Raw genomic sequence first — 15,487 nt, forward strand, 5'->3', positions numbered from 1 at the left:
CGGACGTTTCATGTCAGTACGTCACCTCCTGGCTGCGGCGACGTACCACGGTGACCTCGTCACGCTGGTTGCCGGTCGGCCCCATGTAGTTGAAGGCGAACGCGTGCTGGCCGTAGCCCCCGGCGAGGTGGCTGGGCTTGATGCGGACGCGGGTCAGCGCGTTGTGGTTGCCACCGCGCTTGTTGTTGGTTTCGGTGCGGGGCGTGTCGACCGTGCGCTCCTGCACGTGGTAGACGAACACCACGCCGTCGGGCATGCGGTGGCTGACGATGGCGCGGCAGACGTAGATGCCGTTGGCGTTGACCGCTTCGACCCAATCATTGTCCCGCACTTCAAGTTTGGCCGCGTCGCCGGGGCTCATCCACATCGTCGGTCCGCCGCGGGACAACGAGAGCATGTACAGGTTGTCCTGGTAGGTGGAGTGGAAGGACCACTTCGAGTGCGGGGTCAAATACCGCACGGTGAGCCCGATCCCGTCCGGGGTGGGGCCGAGCTCGGGCTGGCCGAACAGCCGCGTCATGTCGAGCGGCGGGCGGAACACCGGCAGGTGCTCGCCGAGTTCCTCGACCCAGTCGTGGGCCAGGTAGAAATGCATTCGGCCGGTCAGCGTGTGGAACGGCTTGAGGTTTTCGATGTTGATGGTGAACGGCGCGTAGCGGCGCCCGCCGGTTTCGCTGCCCGACCATTCCGGGCTGGTGATCACCGGCACCGGACGCGCCTGCGTGTCGGCGTAGCAGATGCGGCGCTCCTCACTGCCCTCGGCCAGATGCGCGAGCCGCTGACCCGTCCGCTTTTCCAGCTCGCGGAAGCCCTCGACGGCGAGCCGGCCATTGGTCGTGCCGGACAACAGCAGCAGCACGTCGGCCATCCGCGCCGCGGTGGTGATGGCCGGGCGGCCCGCTCCCGCACCGGAATTCATCACGCCGAACTTGGCGGACAACTCCTCGACCTCCCGGAACGGATGCACCGTGATGCCCTTGGTGGTCACCCCGAAGGTCTCGACGAGCGGTCCCAGGGTCTGCCACTTGTCGTAGACGGCGCCGTAATCGCGTTCCACCACGGTGAGCCGGGCCATGCTGCGTCCGGGCACCGGCGTCGCGCCGGTGTGCAACCAGTCCTCCTCCGTGCCGTCGGGATAGGCCATCGCGTCGGGGGTGTCGTGCTGCAGCGCGGTGAGGACCACGTCGCCCCGGGTGCCCAGGTGCCGCTTGGCCAGCGCGCTGAAGGCGCGCGCGATCGCGCCGAAAGCGTCGAAGTCCGAACGGGTTTCCCACGGCGGATCGGTCGCCGCGCTGAACGCGTGCACGTAGGGGTGCATGTCCGTGCTGGAGATGTCGGCCTTTTCGTACCACGTCGCCGCGGGCAGCACGACGTCCGAGACCAGCGTCGTCGAGGTCATCCGGAAGTCGATCGACATCATCAGGTCGAGCTTGCCCTCGGGGATGTCCCCCTCGCACACCACGTCGACGGGCGATATCCCGTCGGCCGGCGGCTCGGCCTGCACGTTGGAATCGGTGCCCAGCAGGTGACGCAGGAAGTATTCGCCGCCCTTGCCCGACGATCCGATCAGGTTGGCCCGCCACACCGTAAGCACCCGGGGCCAGTTGACCGGGTTGTCGGGATCGGTGACGGACAGCTTGAGTTTGCGGTCGCGGAGCTGCTCGGCGACGTAGTCGGCGACGTCGCGACCGGCGGCGCGCGCCTCGTCGGCGACGTCCAGGCTGGAGCGGTCGAACTGCGGATAGAACGGGCTCCAGCCCATCGCCGTCGCGGAGGCCAGCAGGTCCATCGTGTGCTTGCCCGCGAACCGGCCGCGGCCAAGCGGGCTGGCCAACTTGTCGGCCGCGTAACCGTCGTAGCGCCACTGGTCGGTATGCGCGTACCAATAGGAGGCTCCCGGCACCTGCCGCGGCGGACGCACCCAGTCCGTGGCCATCGCCATGGTCTGAAAACCGGTGAGCGGACGCACCTTTTCCTGTCCGACGTAATGGGCCCAGCCCCCGCCGTTGCGCCCCATCGAGCCGGTGAGCATCAGCAGCGCGAGCACCGCCCGGTAGATGGCGTCACCGTGAAACCACTGACAGATCCCGCTGCCCATGATGATCATCGACCGGCCGCCGGATTCCTCTGCGCTGCGGGCGAATTCCTTGGCGACGCGGATGGCCTGCGCGGCCGAGACACCGGTGATTCCCTCCTGCCAGGCGGGGGTGTTCTGCTGGGTCGGGTCGTCGTAACCGGTGGGCCAGTCGCCGGGCAATCCCGGTCGGGCCACCCCGTACTGGGCCAGCATCAGGTCGAAAACGGTGCACACCAGGTGCTTGCCGACGCGGCGCACCGGGACGCCGCGCGCCACCGTGGCGCCTTCACCGTTGAGCGTGTCGAAGCTGGCCAGGTGCACCAGCGCGGTGTCGCCGTGCGCGTTTCGCACGCTGAGCGCCGGCATCAGGCCGCCGAGGTCGAGGTTCCACTTGCCGACACCGTCCTCGCCGTAGCGGAATCCCAGCGAGCCGTGGGGCACCACCACCGAATCGGTGGCCTCGTCCAGCACCGCCGGTTTGAGCGCCGCGTTCTCGACGCCCCTGCCCAGGTCCGCCGCCGTGAGGTTCTTTCCCGGCACCAGCATGTCGCCGCGGGATTCCAGCTTGATCAGGAACGGCAGATCGGTGTAGCGGCGCGCGAAGTCGGTGAAGAACGGAACCTCTTTCCGCACATAACATTCCGTCAGAATGACGTGGCCCATCGCCATCGCCAGCGCCCCGTCGGTGCCGGCGGCGCACGGCATCCACTCGTCGGCGAACTTGGTGTTGTCGGCGTAGTCGGGGCTGACGGTCACCACCTTGGTGCCGCGGTAGCGCGCCTCGGCCATCCAGTGCGCGTCGGGGGTCCGGGTGATCGGGACGTTGGAGCCCCACATCATCAAATACGCTGCGTCCCACCAGTCGCCGGACTCGGGCACGTCGGTCTGATCGCCGAACACCTGCGGCGACGCGACCGGAAGGTCGGCGTACCAGTCATAAAACGACGTCATGGGGGCGCCGATCAGCTCGAAGAACCGCGACCCGGCCGCGTAGGACACCATCGACATCGCCGGGATGGGCGAAAATCCCGCGACGCGGTCGGGCCCGTAGGTCTTGATGGTGTGCACGTGGGCGGCGGCGATCAACTCGGTGGCCTCGGCCCAGGTGACCCGGACCAGTCCCCCTTTGCCACGGGCGCGCTGATAGCGGCGACGGCGCTCGGGGTCGGCCTGAATGTCGGCCCAGGCCAATACCGGATCGCCCAGTCGCGCCTTGGCTTCCCGGTACATCTCGACCAGCACGCCCCGCGCGTAGGGGTAGCGCACCCGGGTGGGCGAGTAGCTGTACCAGGAGAACGACGCGCCGCGGGGACACCCGCGCGGCTCGTATTCCGGCCGGTCCGGGCCCACCGAGGGATAGTCGGTCTGCTGGGTCTCCCAGGTGATGATCCCGTCCTTGACGTAGATCTTCCAGGAGCAGGAACCGGTGCAGTTGACCCCGTGGGTGGAGCGCACCACCTTGTCGTGGCTCCACCTGTCGCGGTAGAACACGTCGGCCTCGCGGCCGCCCTTGCGCGTCACGGTGCGCAGGTCGGCCGAGAATTCACCGGGGGTGAAGAACCGCCCGCTGCGCTCCAGCAACTCCTCGAGCGCTCCACCGACGTGTGGTGTGACAGTCAACAGGTATCCCTTCCACTCCGTAGCGCCGCGCGTGCCGGGCCGGCCGGCGTTTCGGCCCGGGTGCGTCGTACCGGGCATCGGCCCATCGATTCATCGGCCGGCACGAACCATGGCCGACGGCCTTTGGCCTGGGGAACGATCGCGCACCGGCGCGGGGCGCGGAGAACGCGCCCAACACCTCCGCGACGGGCGGCCCGATATCGAAATCGATTGGTCAACATGGGTTTTAGCGACTTAGAGACATCCGGCCGGGACCCTGTCACCGCGCCGTACAGACGTGGGATCGCTTCCGGTACACGCTTCCAGGTCAAGTAGTTCTTACAAGTACACGTTGGGTTTATATCTCAAGTTCACCCTCGCGACCTTCTACGAGGCTGGGCGTCGGCTGCGGAACAGCTGTGGGCTTGTTATGAGGCCGCTGCGGACAGCGCCCGCACCAGGTCAGCGACCCAGCCGCGGTCGGCGGGCACCCAGTCGACATCGGGCAGCTCGTCCGCGGTCACCCAGCGCACCGCCCCATGGTCACGCGCATGCGGCTCTCCGCTGAGCAATCCCACGCGGTACGCCCGCAGGGTCATGCCCTCCAGCGCGATGTCGTCGCCCAGCCGGCCCCCCACCTCGACGTCGCCGACCTCGAGGCCCAGCTCCTCGGCCAGCTCGCGGGCCAGCGCATCCCGCTCCGTTTCACCCGGTGCGACCTTACCGCCGGGCAGTTCCCAGCGGCCGGCCAGCTCGGGCGGCCGGAGGCGTTGCGCCACCAGCACCGTGGCGCGGCGGATGACCGCGCCCGCGACGACGATCTGGGTCGGCATGGCCAGACGGTATACGGTCGAAATATGGCTGTGTTAACGGATGAGCAGGTGGACGCCGCACTGCCCGATCTCAACGGATGGGAGCGCGCCGACGGTGCGCTGCGCCGGTCGATCAAGTTTCCGAGCTTTCTCGCCGGCATCGACGCGGTGCGCCGGGTGGGCGAGCACGCGGAGAGCAAGGATCATCACCCGGATATCGATATTCGTTGGCGAACGGTGACTTTCGCCCTGGTGACGCATTCCGAGGGCGGCATCACCGAGAAGGACGTCGCCATGGCGCACGACATCGACGGGATCGTCGGCGGCTAGTCCTTGGACTCGGCGCCGGCCATCTCGCCGGTGCGGCGCGCGCCGGTGGCGGCGATCCAGACCAAGGTCGCCACGGCCGCCACGATGTAGACGAGGCCGGCCCAGGCCAGGTACCAGGGCCGGCTGATCTGCCAGATGGTCGGCTGCGCGAAGCTCAGCAGCCACGGCACGCCGACGATGGTGAGCGCCAGCCAGCCCCAGCCCACGATCCGCGCGCCGGGGCGCTCGCGGGGTGGCCCGTGAATCGCCCAGATCATCAGCGGCACCAGCCACACCCAGTGGTGGGTCCAGGAGATCGGCGACAGCAGCAGCCCGAACAGCTCGACCACCAGTAACTTGCCCAGCCGGTCGGCCGGGTCCAGCGCCCGCCAGGCCAGCACGGCCGCCACCGCGGTCGCGCCGATGGCGATCAACACCGGCGGGCCGAAGCCGGCGTCGTGACCCAGGATCCGGGAGATGCCGCCGCGCCAGGACTGGTTGAAGGAGGTGGCGACGGGCCCCACTCGTTGCGCATCGCCCAGCAGCTTCGTGAAGTAGTAGGCGGTCTGATCGCCGACCACAATCGCCGACACGCCGACGGTGGCGAGGAAGACCACGGCGGAGAAGGCCGCCGCGGCCCACCGCCGCACCCCGACCAGGTAGACGCCCGAGATCGCGGGCGTCAGCTTGATGCCGGCCGCCACGCCGACCAGCAGCCCCGACAGCCACCACCGCGTCGTCAACACCGCCCACAGCACCAAGAGCATCAGCAACACGTTGACCTGCCCGTAGTCGAAGGTGCTGCGCAGCGGCTCGATCCAGATGGTGATCGCCGTCCACGCCATGGCCAGGCGGCGACCGTCGGCGCCGGGCGCCACGCCGATCAGGCGCTGGCTGATCCGGATCGCGCCGTACAACGCGGCCATGGTCGCGATCTGCCACGCGAGGGCGACCAGGCCGAACGGCAACAGGCTCAGCGGGTAGAACACGACCGCGGCGAAGGGCGGATAGGTGAACGGCAGCGGGAAGTCCGGCGTCTGGTCGGCGTAGACGTAGCTGTACAGCGTGCCGGGGTGGTCGATGGCCGCGGCCCCGCCGAGGTAGACGTGCAGGTCGACGAAGTTGGCGCCGTGCGGCGCCAGGTAGGTCCAGGCGAGCCGCGCGGTGACGCTGGCGAGCAGCAGGGCCGGTGCGGCCGCCCGCAGCAGACTCGCGAACCGCCGGCGATCCGATGCCGCCGGGGCGGCCGAGGTGGTGTCGATGAGCCGACTTTAGCGATCGCGGCGGCCCGAGCGGACGCCGTCGCGCCCAACGGCCTGGTCGGCGGGCGTTCGGTCACCGCCGTCACTCGTATCAATAACGATCAAATAAATGCCACACGTGTCACTTGAGTCCCACCAGTATCAACGTAACTTCGGCGCTGGACCCCGTAATCCACAACCAGGGAGAGTCATGCCAACCATCTGGACTTACTTGCGTGCAGCCGCCGTCGTAGTCGGTTCGTCCGCAGCCCTACTCACGGGCGGTATCGCCCACGCCGACCCCGTGCCGGCTCCGCCGATCCCGAACATTCCGCAGCAGCTGATCAGTTCGGCGGCCAACGCGCCCCAAATCCTGCAGAACCTCGCCACCGCGCTCGGCGCGACCCCGCCGGCCGCGCCGGCCGCCCCGGGCATCACCTTCCCGGGTGTCCCGTCGGCCGCCGCGCCGTCACCGGCGACCAACGCGGCGATCCCGTCGATCCCCGGACTGGCGCAGGCACCGACGCCTTCCGCCCCGTCGGCGGCGCAGGGCCTGCAGGGGCTGATCCCCGGCCTGACGCAGCCGGCACCCGCGGCGCCCGCCGCCCCGGCCACGTCGTCCATTCCCGGACTGCCGGCCATCCCGGGGCTGTCGACGCCGGCCGCCCCCGCCACCCCGCCGACCCCGCAGATTCCGCAGGCGAAGGTCGACATGCCGGCGTTCCTGCCCAACATGCCGGTCAACCTGCCCGCGCAGATGACCCTGCCGCAGGACCTGCCGGCGCTCGCCGGCGCTCCCGCGGCGCCGGCCGCTCCGGCGGCGCCGGCCGCGCCGGCCACCGGGGCCAACCCGGTTGCCCCGCTGCTCGCAGGGCTGCCCTGAGTAATTAGCCAGACAGCAACGCCAACCCCCTACTGACCGGAGGACACACCGTGGCGACCACTTGGAATCTGTCCAAAGGATTGGCCGCTGTCGTGACGGCATCGGCTGCCGCGTTCGGGTTCTGCCCGAGCGCGGCAGCCGACCCGGCGACACCGCAACCGAATTCGACTCAAGAACTCCCGGGCCTGCCCGCGCTGTCGCAGCTGAGCCCGATCATTCAGCAAGCCGCCACCAACCCCGGGCAGGCCACCCAGCTGCTCATGGCCGCGGCGCAGGCCTTCAGCCACAACCAAAGCGCGCCCGGCGAGTCCCGCAACGTGGCCCAGTCGGTGAACCAGTTCCTGGCGATGCCGGGCGCGCCGGCCGAGCCCGGCGCGGCGCTGCCCGACGGCGCACCGGTGCCACACGTGCCCGCCGCGGGCGTCGAACCGGGCGCGCAGTCGCACCTGCCGACCGGCATCGATCCCGCGCACGCGGCGGGTCCCGGGCCGGCCGCGGCCCCACCGGCGGGCGTGGAGGCCGGTCCCCAGGCGCACCTGCCGGCCGGGATCGACCCGGCCCACGCGGCCGGCCCCGGCCCGGTGGCCGCCCCACCGGCCGCCGCCCCGTCGATCGCGGCCCCGCCGGCTTCCGCACCGGCTCCCGGCACCGTGGCACCCGTCGCGGCGCCCGTACCGGCGCCTCCCGCACCGGCCGCTCCGGCGCCGGACGCGGCTCCCGCGCCGGCCGCCGCACCCGCGGCGGCTCCCGGGTTCGGCCCCGACGCCCCGCCCACGCAGGACTTCATGTACCCCTCGATCGGCACCAACTGCCTGGCGGACGGCACCAGCGCGATCGCCACGGCGCTGTCGGTGGCGGGTCCGGCGAAGATCCCGACGCCGGGCCCGGGCCCCGGGCAGACCGCCTACGTGTTCACCGCGGTCGGCACGCCCGGGCCCGCCGAGGTGCAGAAGCTGCCGTTGAACGTCACCTGGGTGAACCTGACCACGGGTAAGTCGGGGACGGTTGCGCTCAAGCCGCGCACCGACATCAACGCCGACGGGCCGACGACGCTGACCGCGATCGCCGACACCGGGTCCGGCAGCATCATGTCGACCATTTTCGGGCAGGTCACCACGAAGGAAAAGCAGTGCCAGTTCATGCCCACCATCGGCTCCACGGTGGTGCCGTAGGCCGGCACTGTCCCCCGCCATGGCGCGCGTGCTCCCCTCGGGGACACGCGCGCTCCGGTCTGGCGGGCGGCTAGTACGCCATGAACAGGATCGCGTCGCGGTCGTACTCGAGACCCGGATGATCGCTGGCGAGATGAGCCTGGGTCAGCTCGACCAACTCGTCCTCATCCTTGCCGACGATGGCTTCCCCGCACGGACACGTCAGGTGAGTCTTCACGTTGCCGCCCTTCCCTTCTGGTCACCAACTACTTCGCCGCCTTGGCAGCTGCCTTCATCTGCTTCTTGTACGAACGGACCTTGCCCATCGACTTGGCGTCGACGATGTCGGCGACGGAGATGTGGGTGCCGGCCTTGCCGAACTGCCCGGCCGCCTCGCGCCAGCCTTTCGGGGTGACGCCGTACTGCTTGCCCAGCAACGCCACAAAGATCTGCGCCTTGACATCGCCGAAACCGGGCAGCCCCTTGATCCGCCGCAGCAGCTCCGCGCCGTCGGGGTCCCCGGCGGTCCACAAACCCGCCGCGTCACCGTCGTAACGGTCCACGATGATCTGGGCCAGGGTCTGGATACGTTTGGCCATCGATCCCGGAAAGCGGTGTATCGCAGGCCTTTCCGAGCACAGCGCGGCGAACTTGTCGGGGTCGTAGTCGGCGATCTCGGCGGCGCTGAAGCCGCCCATCCGGTCCGCGATCTTCTTCGGCCCGGAGAAGGCGGTCTCGAAGGGCACCTGCTGGTCAAGGACCATCCCGATGAGCAGCGCCAGCGGATCCTCGTCCAGCAGCGCGTCGGCCTCGGGATCCTGAGCGAGCCAAAGTTTCACCGTCAACGACCAACCTTTCCGCTGAACACCCTAAGACCGATGAGCCGTAGTTGGCAGACTACTCACCCAACCACCGCGTTATCGTGGCGTGGTGGTGGATGAGGCCCGACTGGCGCTGATGCTGGCCCGCGACGAACTGCACGCCCTCGTCACCGCCTATTGCCGGGCCGTCGACCGCGCCGACTACGAAGCGCTGCGCGACCTCTACCACCCCGACGCGACCGACTCGCACGGCTCGTTCTCGGCGGGCGGCGTCGAACAGTTCATCGCGCAGCTGCAGGCGTCCGAACCGTATGTGCGGGTGTCCCAACACAACGTCACCACAACCAACTTCGTCGTCGAGGGCGACACCGCCCGCGGCGAGGTCTACTGCCTCGTTTTCCACACCTTCGCCGGCCCCGAACGCGACGTCGACGTCGTCATCGGCGGTAGGTACCTGGACGCCTACACGCGACACGAGGGCCGCTGGAAGTTCGGCCAACGCACCATCGTGGCGGATTGGTCGTACCAGAACGACCCGTCCCGGGTGGACTTCTCCCACCCCAGCACCCGCGGCAGCCTGCGCGGCAAGCCGGGCCGTGACGACCCCTCGATCGGCCTGTTCACGCCGCCCGCGGGCTGAAAACCGTTGGGAGGCAACGGCTAACCGCCGATCCTCACCCGCTCTTACGGCGGAACTCGCGGCGGTTCTCAACCGGCCCGTGCGCCCGCGACTGCTTGCCCCCGCTGTCCTTGTGGTCGGACCCACCCGACGACTTGGCCAGCTTGCGGTCCAGGGCCTCGCGGAACTTGCGCTTGGTGTCGTCGTCCGATTCCGGCGCCTCGGAGGACTTCGATTCAGCCATACCGGCAGCCTAGCGCCGCGCGGCCGGAATCGGGCGGCTACCGCACCCCCGGCGGCATGCCGTAGACGTGCGAGATCGGCAGGGTCAGCAGCACCCGCCGATCGGTGACCATCGCGCGGCGGTACTCGTCCCAATCCGGGTGTTCGCCGGCGATGTTGCGGTACAAGGCAATCAGCGCCTCGACGGTGTCGTCGCCGGGGTCGGACGCCGGCGGCGTCAGCGTGGCCGTGCCCTCGGCCACCGCATACGACCACCCGTCGTCGGCGTCGACCAGGATCGACGCCCGGGGGTCGCGGCGAAGGTTGCGGGTCTTGGCCCGGGGCTCGGTGATCGACACCCGCACGGCCAAGTCACGCGGGTCGAAGTGGTAACTGACGTTCGACAGCTGGGGCCGCCCGTCGCGCTTGATGGTCGCCAGCACCCCGAGAGAGTTCCCACTGATCACGGCCAGCAGCTTGTCGTCGAAGACTTGGCGTCCCATCCCAGCAGCCTACGTCGCGCGTCCAGCGACCGGTCCCGGATCGCGCCGGCCCGCACCGACCTGGTGAAATCGGACCATGACCAAGTACGCGGCCTTCCTGCGCGGAGTCAACGTCGGCGGCGTCAACCTCAAGATGGCCGAGGTGGCACGCGCGCTGACCGATGCGGGTTGCAAGAACGTGCGCACCATCCTGGCCAGCGGCAACATCGTGCTGGAGTCGTCCGCCCGCGCCGCGGGGGTGCGGAAGAAGGCCGAAGCCGCGCTGCGCGACGGTTTCGGCTACGACGCGTGGGTGCTGGTCTATGACCTCGAAACGGTGCGCGCCGTCGTGGACGCCTATCCCTTCGAGCCCGAGGTCGACGGCTACCAGTCCTACGTCACGTTCGTGGCGGACGACGCGGTGCTCGACGAACTCGCCGCCCTGGGCGACAAAGCCGGCGCCGACGAGAAGATCAGCCCCGGCGCCGGCGTGATCTATTGGCAGGTGCCCAAGGGCGCCACCCTGGACAGCGCGATCGGCAAGACGATGGGCAAGCCCCGCTACAAGTCGTCGACGACGACGCGCAACCTGCGCACGCTGGCCAAGGTCTTGCGCTAAAGCGCTTCGCGCCAAGCTGATTGGGCTCAGTCGTCCGGCACGTTGGTCAGGTAGCGCATCGCGTCGGACTTGGTCAGCCCCAGCGCGCGGGCAACCTCGACGTACTCCTTGGCGGCGGCCGCCATCGCCGCGTCGGTCGGGTCGAAACGGGAAATGAAAGTCCCGAAGCGCCCGCGCGTTTCGACGATCGCGGCGGACTCGAGTTCCCGATAGGCGCGGGCCACGGTGTTCGCCGCGACCCCCAGCTGCCCGGCCAGGTCGCGCACGGTCGGAAGCCGGGTCCCGGGCGGTAGCGCGCCGGCGCGGACGCCGTCGATGACTTGCGTTCTGAGCTGGTCGAACAGCGGCTTGCCCGCCTTCACGTCGACCTTCAGCAAATCCCGCAGCTCCACGTCTTCAGTATGTCCCACGCACGGCTATCTTTGTGGGATGCGAGTAACGGTGCTGAGCGGCGCGGGAATCTCCGCGGAGAGCGGGGTGCCGACCTTCCGCGACGACAAGAACGGGTTGTGGGCGCGCTTCGACCCGTACGAGCTGTCCAGCACTCAAGGGTGGCGTGACAATCCCGAACGGGTGTGGGGCTGGTACCTGTGGCGTCACTATCTGGTCGCCGACGTCGCGCCCAACACCGGACACCGCGCCATCGCCGCCTGGCAGGACGGCGCCGAGGTCAGCGTCATCACCCAGAATGTCGATGACCTACACGAGCGCGCCGGCAGCACACCGGTTCACCACCTGCACGGCAGCCTGTTCGAATTCCGTTGCGACCGTTGCGGTATGCCGTACACCGGCGCGCTGCCCAAGATGGCCGAACCGACGCTCGAGGTGGAGCCCCCGGTCTGTCATTGCGGCGGCCTGATCCGCCCGGACATCGTGTGGTTCGGTGAGCCGTTGCCCGACGGACCGTGGCAATCGGCCGTCGAGGCGACCGAGGCCGCAGACGTGATGGTGGTGGTCGGAACGTCGGCGATCGTCTACCCGGCCGCCGGGCTCGCCGAGCTGGCGCTGTCCCGCGGCACGGCCGTAATCGAGGTCAACCCCGAGGTGACCCCGCTGTCGCGGCACGCGACGATAAGCATCCGCGAGACCGCCAGCCAGGCCTTGCCCGGGTTGCTGCAGCGGCTGCCCGCCCTGCTGAAATAGCCCCGCCGCGATTACGGCCGGCGGGCGCGGCCCAGCAGGAGCTCCGAGACCGGCATCGGCGCCCACGCCGGCAACGTGAACTCGCGCCGGGAAACGTCGACCTCGAACCCGGCGTCGATGATCTCGCGCTCGGTGTCGCGGTGGGTGTGGCAGTTACCGAAGAGCCGGGGCCACAGCGTCGCGTCGGCGAACCGTTGCAGGCGGCCACGCGCGCCGGCGCTCGCCACGTGCTCGAGGTACCGCAGTTCCCCGCCCGGACGCAGCACCGAGTACAGCCGCCGCAGCACACCGCCGGGGTCGCGCACCGAGCACAACACCAGCGAGCACACCACCGCGTCGAACGGCTCCTCGCCGCTGAAGCCCTCGGCCGTCTCGCCCAGCACCACGACGCGGGCCGGCACCACGTCCGCCGCCGCGCGGGCCTGGGCCGCCAGCCGCGGCTCGGGCTCCACCGCGACCACCTCGTGGACCGACTCCGGGTAGTGCGGAAAGTTCGTCCCGATGCCCGCACCGACTTCCAGCACCCGCCCCGACAACCCGGCCAGATTCTCGCGGCGCATGGCGCGTATCGCCTCGGTTTCGTGGCTGGCGACGACGGGCCAGATGCGTGCGAAGAACGGGTTGTCCACCGCCGTTGTCATACACGTCAACCTTCCGACTCTGGGCCAAAGAATAGGGACTTGCCGACGGGCCGGCCGGCGCGTCAGCCGATATTCGGCACCGGCTCCCCCAGCGGTTTGCCGTCGACCTGGACCGGCTCGGGGTATGCGGTCTCGACCGCGCCGCCCTCGTCGATGCCGAACCGGTCGTGCAGCCACGCCAGGGGCCTGGGCGCCCACCAATTCCACCGGCCCATCACATGCATGAAGGCCGGCACGACAACCATCCGCACCAGTGTGGCGTCGGCGAAGACGGCGAGCACCAGGCCGAGGCCGAACATCCGCATGAACGACACGTGGGCGGCGATCAGCGCGGCGAACGACATCGACATCACCAGCGCGGCCGCCGTGATGACCCGGCCGGTGCGGGCGACGCCGAGCGCGACGCTCTCGTCGTTGGCGGCGTGCGCCTCCTTCGCGGTCGGCCGCGCCGGCCGGGCCGCGCCGGACGCGAGCCAGTACTCGCGGATGCGCGAGAGCAGGAACACCTCGTAGTCCATCGACAGCCCGAAGGCGATGCAGAACAGCAGCACCGGCATGTTGGCCACCAGCGTCCCGCTCGGGGTCGTCCCGAGCGCGCCCAGGTGCCCGTCCTGGAAGATCCAGACCAGCGCGCCGAACGCCGCGGTCAGCGACAGGAAGTTGCAGGCCAGCGCCTTGGCCGGCAACAGCACGCTGCCGGTGAGCAGGAACAGCAGCACGAAGGTGACCGCCGCCATCAGCCCGAGGACCAGCGGGAGGAGGTCCGTGACCGCGTCCACGCTGTCGCGGTTGACCTGCGCGACGCCGCCCATCACGACGGACCGGCCCGCCGGCCCGGGCACCTCGTGCAGCCGCTTGAGTTGCGCGTCGTTCGCCGGGGAGAACAGTGGGGCCGTGCTGCTGACGGTCAAAAATGCGCTGCCGTCGGCCAGCCCGGTGGCCCCCGCCGGGGGTCCGGTCCGGTTCCCGCCGACGAACGTCCCGCCGGGGGCCGACACCGCCGACACGTCGGGCACCCGCGACAAGTCGGCGGCGTAGCGGTCGAGGTCCGCCGGGTTCAGCCCGCGCGCGTCGGGGACGACGACGGGCACGGACGTGGCGGAGTCGTGCGCGAAGTCGTTGCGCAGTTGGTCACCGACCTGATGGGACGACGCCGAACGGGGCAGCACCCGGTCGTCCGGGAAGCCCCATTTCACGCCCATGAACGGAGACCCGAGCAGGAGCAGCAGCGCGACGACGGTCAGCCCGATCGGCGCCCAGCGGCGCATCACCAGCTTGGTCGACCGGTACCAGAACAGCTGCTCGACGGGCTTGTGCACCGGCTCGGGCCGCCGAAATGCCCGGCGCATCAGCCGGCGCACGTCGAACGCGTCCAGCCGAGGGCCCAGCAGCACGATCGCGGCCGGGGTGATGACGATCGAGGCGGTCGCGACGAAGGCCACGGTCGCCACGCCGGCGTAGGCGAACGACTTGAGGAAGTACATCGGGAACGCCACGGTCGCCGACATCGACAACGCCACGGTGACGGCTGAGAACAAGACGGTGCGCCCGGAGGTGGCCATCGTGCGGATCAGCGCTTGCTCCCTGTCGCTGCCCTCTGCCAACTCGTCGCGGTAGCGGCTGACGATCAGCAGGGTGTAGTCGATCGCCAGCGCCAGGCCCAACGCCGTGCTCAGGTTCAGCGCGAAGATCGACACCTCGGTGGTGAAGGTGATCAGCCGCAGCACCGTCATCGACCCGACGACGGCCAGCGCGCCCAGCGCCATCGGCAACGCCGCCGCCAGCAGTCCGCCGAACACCCAGATCAGGATCAGGAAGCTCAGCGGCAGCGCGATCATCTCCATCACCAGCAGGTCGGCCTGGTTCTGTGTGTTGATCTGGGCGTACTGCATCGCGGCGCCGCCGGCGCGGACGGTGACGCCGTCCCGGTCATGGATGAATTGGTCCGCGACGGTTTGGGCGTTGCTCTGCGCGTAGTTCTCGCCGCCCTTGAGGTTGACCACGAGCAGGCCGGTCTTGCCGTCGCGGCTGACCAGGTCGGCGGCCGCCTGCGGCGGGACGGTCCACGGTGACGAGACGTTATAGACGAGCGGGGACTTCTGTAGCTGGTTGACGAGGTCGCTGCCCACGTTGCGGGCCTGCTCGCTGCCGGTGCCGCCGGGCGCGGTGACCAGGATCAGCATCTGCTGACCGCTCTGCCCGAACTTGTCGGTCAGCACCTGGATCGCGCGGGCGGACTCCGAGTCCGGGTCCTGAAAACCTCCGGGCGACAGGCTCTTGGCGACGGGGATGCCGAAGACCGCGGCGGCGATGAAGACCAGGACACCGATTGCGATGATGCGGCGCGGCGCCGCGATGGCCACCCGGGCGATCCCCTGCAGCATTTCGAGCCCTTCCGCCGCCGGTGCTGATCGCGCTGGCCGCTGGCGTTTCCGCGTCAACGTAACAAACGCTAGTTTTCACGCGTCAAACAGATTCGCTACTAAGCACGGAGCGCACCGGAAGGACGGTTCAACGCGGCGGTCTAAACCGCGGCGACGGTAAGAGTCCGGCCAGAAAATTGGCCGGCAAGTAAGCAGGTCACGGGCCTGAATGCCGCGATAGACCGCCGACAACCTACCGGCCGGTAAATTGCCACCATTTTCCGAATCGTGACTCAAAGATTCCTTAATGGTGGCCCATACGCTCAGTGTCATGTGGATCGACGACACAAGTGCCGACGTCATCAAGGTTGACTTCGAAGCCCTCTACCACGGCGACGTGCTGGTGGAAGGCGAAACCTCGGAGCAGTTCGACGAACTGCAAGCGGCGAGCTGAGCAACGCCATGAGCATGCTCGCACGGCTGTTGATGGCCGAACCCGCAGTCA

General features: G+C 69.3%; 17 protein-coding genes. 7 read left to right on the forward strand and 10 right to left on the reverse strand.

Annotated elements, in window-relative coordinates; all coding sequences use genetic code 11:
- Positions 1–13: 13 nt before the first annotated feature.
- On the reverse strand, positions 14–3,697 hold the full coding sequence (locus A5701_RS16635; RefSeq protein WP_067755970.1) for a nitrate reductase subunit alpha: 3,684 nt from the start codon (positions 3,695–3,697) through the stop codon (positions 14–16).
- 407 nt (positions 3,698–4,104) lie between these two features.
- Complete coding sequence (locus A5701_RS16640) at positions 4,105–4,509, reverse strand: (deoxy)nucleoside triphosphate pyrophosphohydrolase (RefSeq protein ID WP_067755813.1); 405 nt, start codon at positions 4,507–4,509, stop codon at positions 4,105–4,107.
- Between the two features lie 24 nt (positions 4,510–4,533).
- Between A5701_RS16640 and A5701_RS16645 the strand changes: the two genes are divergently transcribed.
- Positions 4,534–4,818, forward strand: coding sequence for a 4a-hydroxytetrahydrobiopterin dehydratase (locus A5701_RS16645; RefSeq protein WP_067755816.1), 285 nt, complete (start codon positions 4,534–4,536; stop codon positions 4,816–4,818).
- Here the strand turns inward: A5701_RS16645 and A5701_RS16650 are convergent.
- The gene (locus A5701_RS16650; RefSeq protein WP_067755820.1) at positions 4,815–6,059 is read right to left on the reverse strand and encodes a mannosyltransferase; all 1,245 of its coding nucleotides are present in this window, start codon (positions 6,057–6,059) and stop codon (positions 4,815–4,817) included. The genes A5701_RS16645 and A5701_RS16650 overlap by 4 nt on opposite strands.
- Positions 6,060–6,249: 190 nt before the next feature.
- On the opposite strand from A5701_RS16650, the gene A5701_RS16655 reads away from it, so the two are divergent.
- Both A5701_RS16655 and A5701_RS16660 read left to right on the forward strand, forming a co-directional pair.
- The gene (locus A5701_RS16655; protein ID WP_067755823.1) at positions 6,250–6,921 is read left to right on the forward strand and encodes a hypothetical protein; all 672 of its coding nucleotides are present in this window, start codon (positions 6,250–6,252) and stop codon (positions 6,919–6,921) included.
- A gap of 32 nt (positions 6,922–6,953) precedes the next feature.
- Entirely contained in the window at positions 6,954–8,093 is a 1,140-nt protein-coding gene (locus A5701_RS16660; RefSeq protein ID WP_197505002.1) for a hypothetical protein, read from the forward strand.
- Between the two features lie 70 nt (positions 8,094–8,163).
- Here the strand turns inward: A5701_RS16660 and A5701_RS16665 are convergent, their stop codons facing one another.
- Both A5701_RS16665 and A5701_RS16670 read right to left on the reverse strand, forming a co-directional pair.
- On the reverse strand, positions 8,164–8,310 hold the full coding sequence (locus A5701_RS16665) for a DUF1059 domain-containing protein (RefSeq protein ID WP_067277197.1): 147 nt from the start codon (positions 8,308–8,310) through the stop codon (positions 8,164–8,166).
- 28 nt (positions 8,311–8,338) lie between these two features.
- Complete coding sequence (locus tag A5701_RS16670) at positions 8,339–8,911, reverse strand: HhH-GPD-type base excision DNA repair protein (protein WP_067755974.1); 573 nt, start codon at positions 8,909–8,911, stop codon at positions 8,339–8,341.
- 88 nt (positions 8,912–8,999) lie between these two features.
- Between A5701_RS16670 and A5701_RS16675 the strand changes: the two genes are divergently transcribed.
- Entirely contained in the window at positions 9,000–9,533 is a 534-nt protein-coding gene (locus A5701_RS16675; protein ID WP_067755828.1) for a nuclear transport factor 2 family protein, read from the forward strand.
- A gap of 34 nt (positions 9,534–9,567) precedes the next feature.
- On the opposite strand, the gene A5701_RS16680 is transcribed toward A5701_RS16675, so the two are convergent.
- Complete coding sequence (locus A5701_RS16680; protein ID WP_067755834.1) at positions 9,568–9,756, reverse strand: DUF5302 domain-containing protein; 189 nt, start codon at positions 9,754–9,756, stop codon at positions 9,568–9,570.
- Between the two features lie 37 nt (positions 9,757–9,793).
- Positions 9,794–10,237: a PPOX class F420-dependent oxidoreductase gene (locus A5701_RS16685; protein ID WP_067755837.1), complete on the reverse strand. Its 444-nt coding sequence runs from the start codon at positions 10,235–10,237 to the stop codon at positions 9,794–9,796.
- Between the two features lie 76 nt (positions 10,238–10,313).
- Here A5701_RS16685 and A5701_RS16690 point away from each other — a divergent pair, with 76 nt between their 5' ends.
- Positions 10,314–10,835: a DUF1697 domain-containing protein gene (locus A5701_RS16690; RefSeq protein WP_067755840.1), complete on the forward strand. Its 522-nt coding sequence runs from the start codon at positions 10,314–10,316 to the stop codon at positions 10,833–10,835.
- Between the two features lie 26 nt (positions 10,836–10,861).
- Here A5701_RS16690 and A5701_RS16695 read toward each other — a convergent pair whose 3' ends face one another.
- Positions 10,862–11,227, reverse strand: a complete 366-nt coding sequence (locus tag A5701_RS16695; protein WP_067277218.1) for a GntR family transcriptional regulator — start codon at positions 11,225–11,227, stop codon at positions 10,862–10,864.
- Between the two features lie 37 nt (positions 11,228–11,264).
- On the opposite strand from A5701_RS16695, the gene A5701_RS16700 reads away from it, so the two are divergent.
- Positions 11,265–11,978: an NAD-dependent deacylase gene (locus A5701_RS16700; protein WP_067755844.1), complete on the forward strand. Its 714-nt coding sequence runs from the start codon at positions 11,265–11,267 to the stop codon at positions 11,976–11,978.
- Between the two features lie 11 nt (positions 11,979–11,989).
- Here the strand turns inward: A5701_RS16700 and A5701_RS16705 are convergent, their stop codons facing one another.
- Both A5701_RS16705 and A5701_RS16710 read right to left on the reverse strand, forming a co-directional pair.
- Positions 11,990–12,619 (reverse strand): bifunctional 2-polyprenyl-6-hydroxyphenol methylase/3-demethylubiquinol 3-O-methyltransferase UbiG, encoded by a 630-nt coding sequence (locus tag A5701_RS16705; protein ID WP_067755847.1) that lies wholly within the window; start codon positions 12,617–12,619, stop codon positions 11,990–11,992.
- Positions 12,620–12,681: 62 nt separating this feature from the next.
- Entirely contained in the window at positions 12,682–15,003 is a 2,322-nt protein-coding gene (locus A5701_RS16710; protein ID WP_067755850.1) for an MMPL family transporter, read from the reverse strand.
- Positions 15,004–15,313: 310 nt separating this feature from the next.
- On the opposite strand from A5701_RS16710, the gene A5701_RS29170 reads away from it, so the two are divergent.
- Entirely contained in the window at positions 15,314–15,436 is a 123-nt protein-coding gene (locus A5701_RS29170) for a hypothetical protein (protein ID WP_003878506.1), read from the forward strand.
- Positions 15,437–15,487 lie beyond the last annotated feature (51 nt).

The sequence above is a fragment of the Mycobacterium sp. E3305 genome, from assembly GCF_001666785.1.
Lineage (GTDB): Bacteria > Actinomycetota > Actinomycetes > Mycobacteriales > Mycobacteriaceae > Mycobacterium.

Bases quoted from the DNA above. Each gene is read 5' to 3' on its own strand.
- A5701_RS16640 (WP_067755813.1), bottom strand. From the start codon at position 4,509: ATGCCGACCCAGATCGTCGTCGCGGGCGCGGTCATCCGCCGCGCCACG.
- A5701_RS16645 (WP_067755816.1), top strand. From the start codon at position 4,534: ATGGCTGTGTTAACGGATGAGCAGGTGGACGCCGCACTGCCCGATCTC.
- A5701_RS16655 (WP_067755823.1), top strand. From the start codon at position 6,250: ATGCCAACCATCTGGACTTACTTGCGTGCAGCCGCCGTCGTAGTCGGT.
- A5701_RS16680 (WP_067755834.1), bottom strand. From the start codon at position 9,756: ATGGCTGAATCGAAGTCCTCCGAGGCGCCGGAATCGGACGACGACACC.
- A5701_RS16685 (WP_067755837.1), bottom strand. From the start codon at position 10,237: ATGGGACGCCAAGTCTTCGACGACAAGCTGCTGGCCGTGATCAGTGGG.
- A5701_RS16690 (WP_067755840.1), top strand. From the start codon at position 10,314: ATGACCAAGTACGCGGCCTTCCTGCGCGGAGTCAACGTCGGCGGCGTC.
- A5701_RS16700 (WP_067755844.1), top strand. From the start codon at position 11,265: ATGCGAGTAACGGTGCTGAGCGGCGCGGGAATCTCCGCGGAGAGCGGG.
- A5701_RS16705 (WP_067755847.1), bottom strand. From the start codon at position 12,619: ATGACAACGGCGGTGGACAACCCGTTCTTCGCACGCATCTGGCCCGTC.
- A5701_RS16710 (WP_067755850.1), bottom strand. From the start codon at position 15,003: ATGCTGCAGGGGATCGCCCGGGTGGCCATCGCGGCGCCGCGCCGCATC.
- A5701_RS29170 (WP_003878506.1), top strand. From the start codon at position 15,314: ATGTGGATCGACGACACAAGTGCCGACGTCATCAAGGTTGACTTCGAA.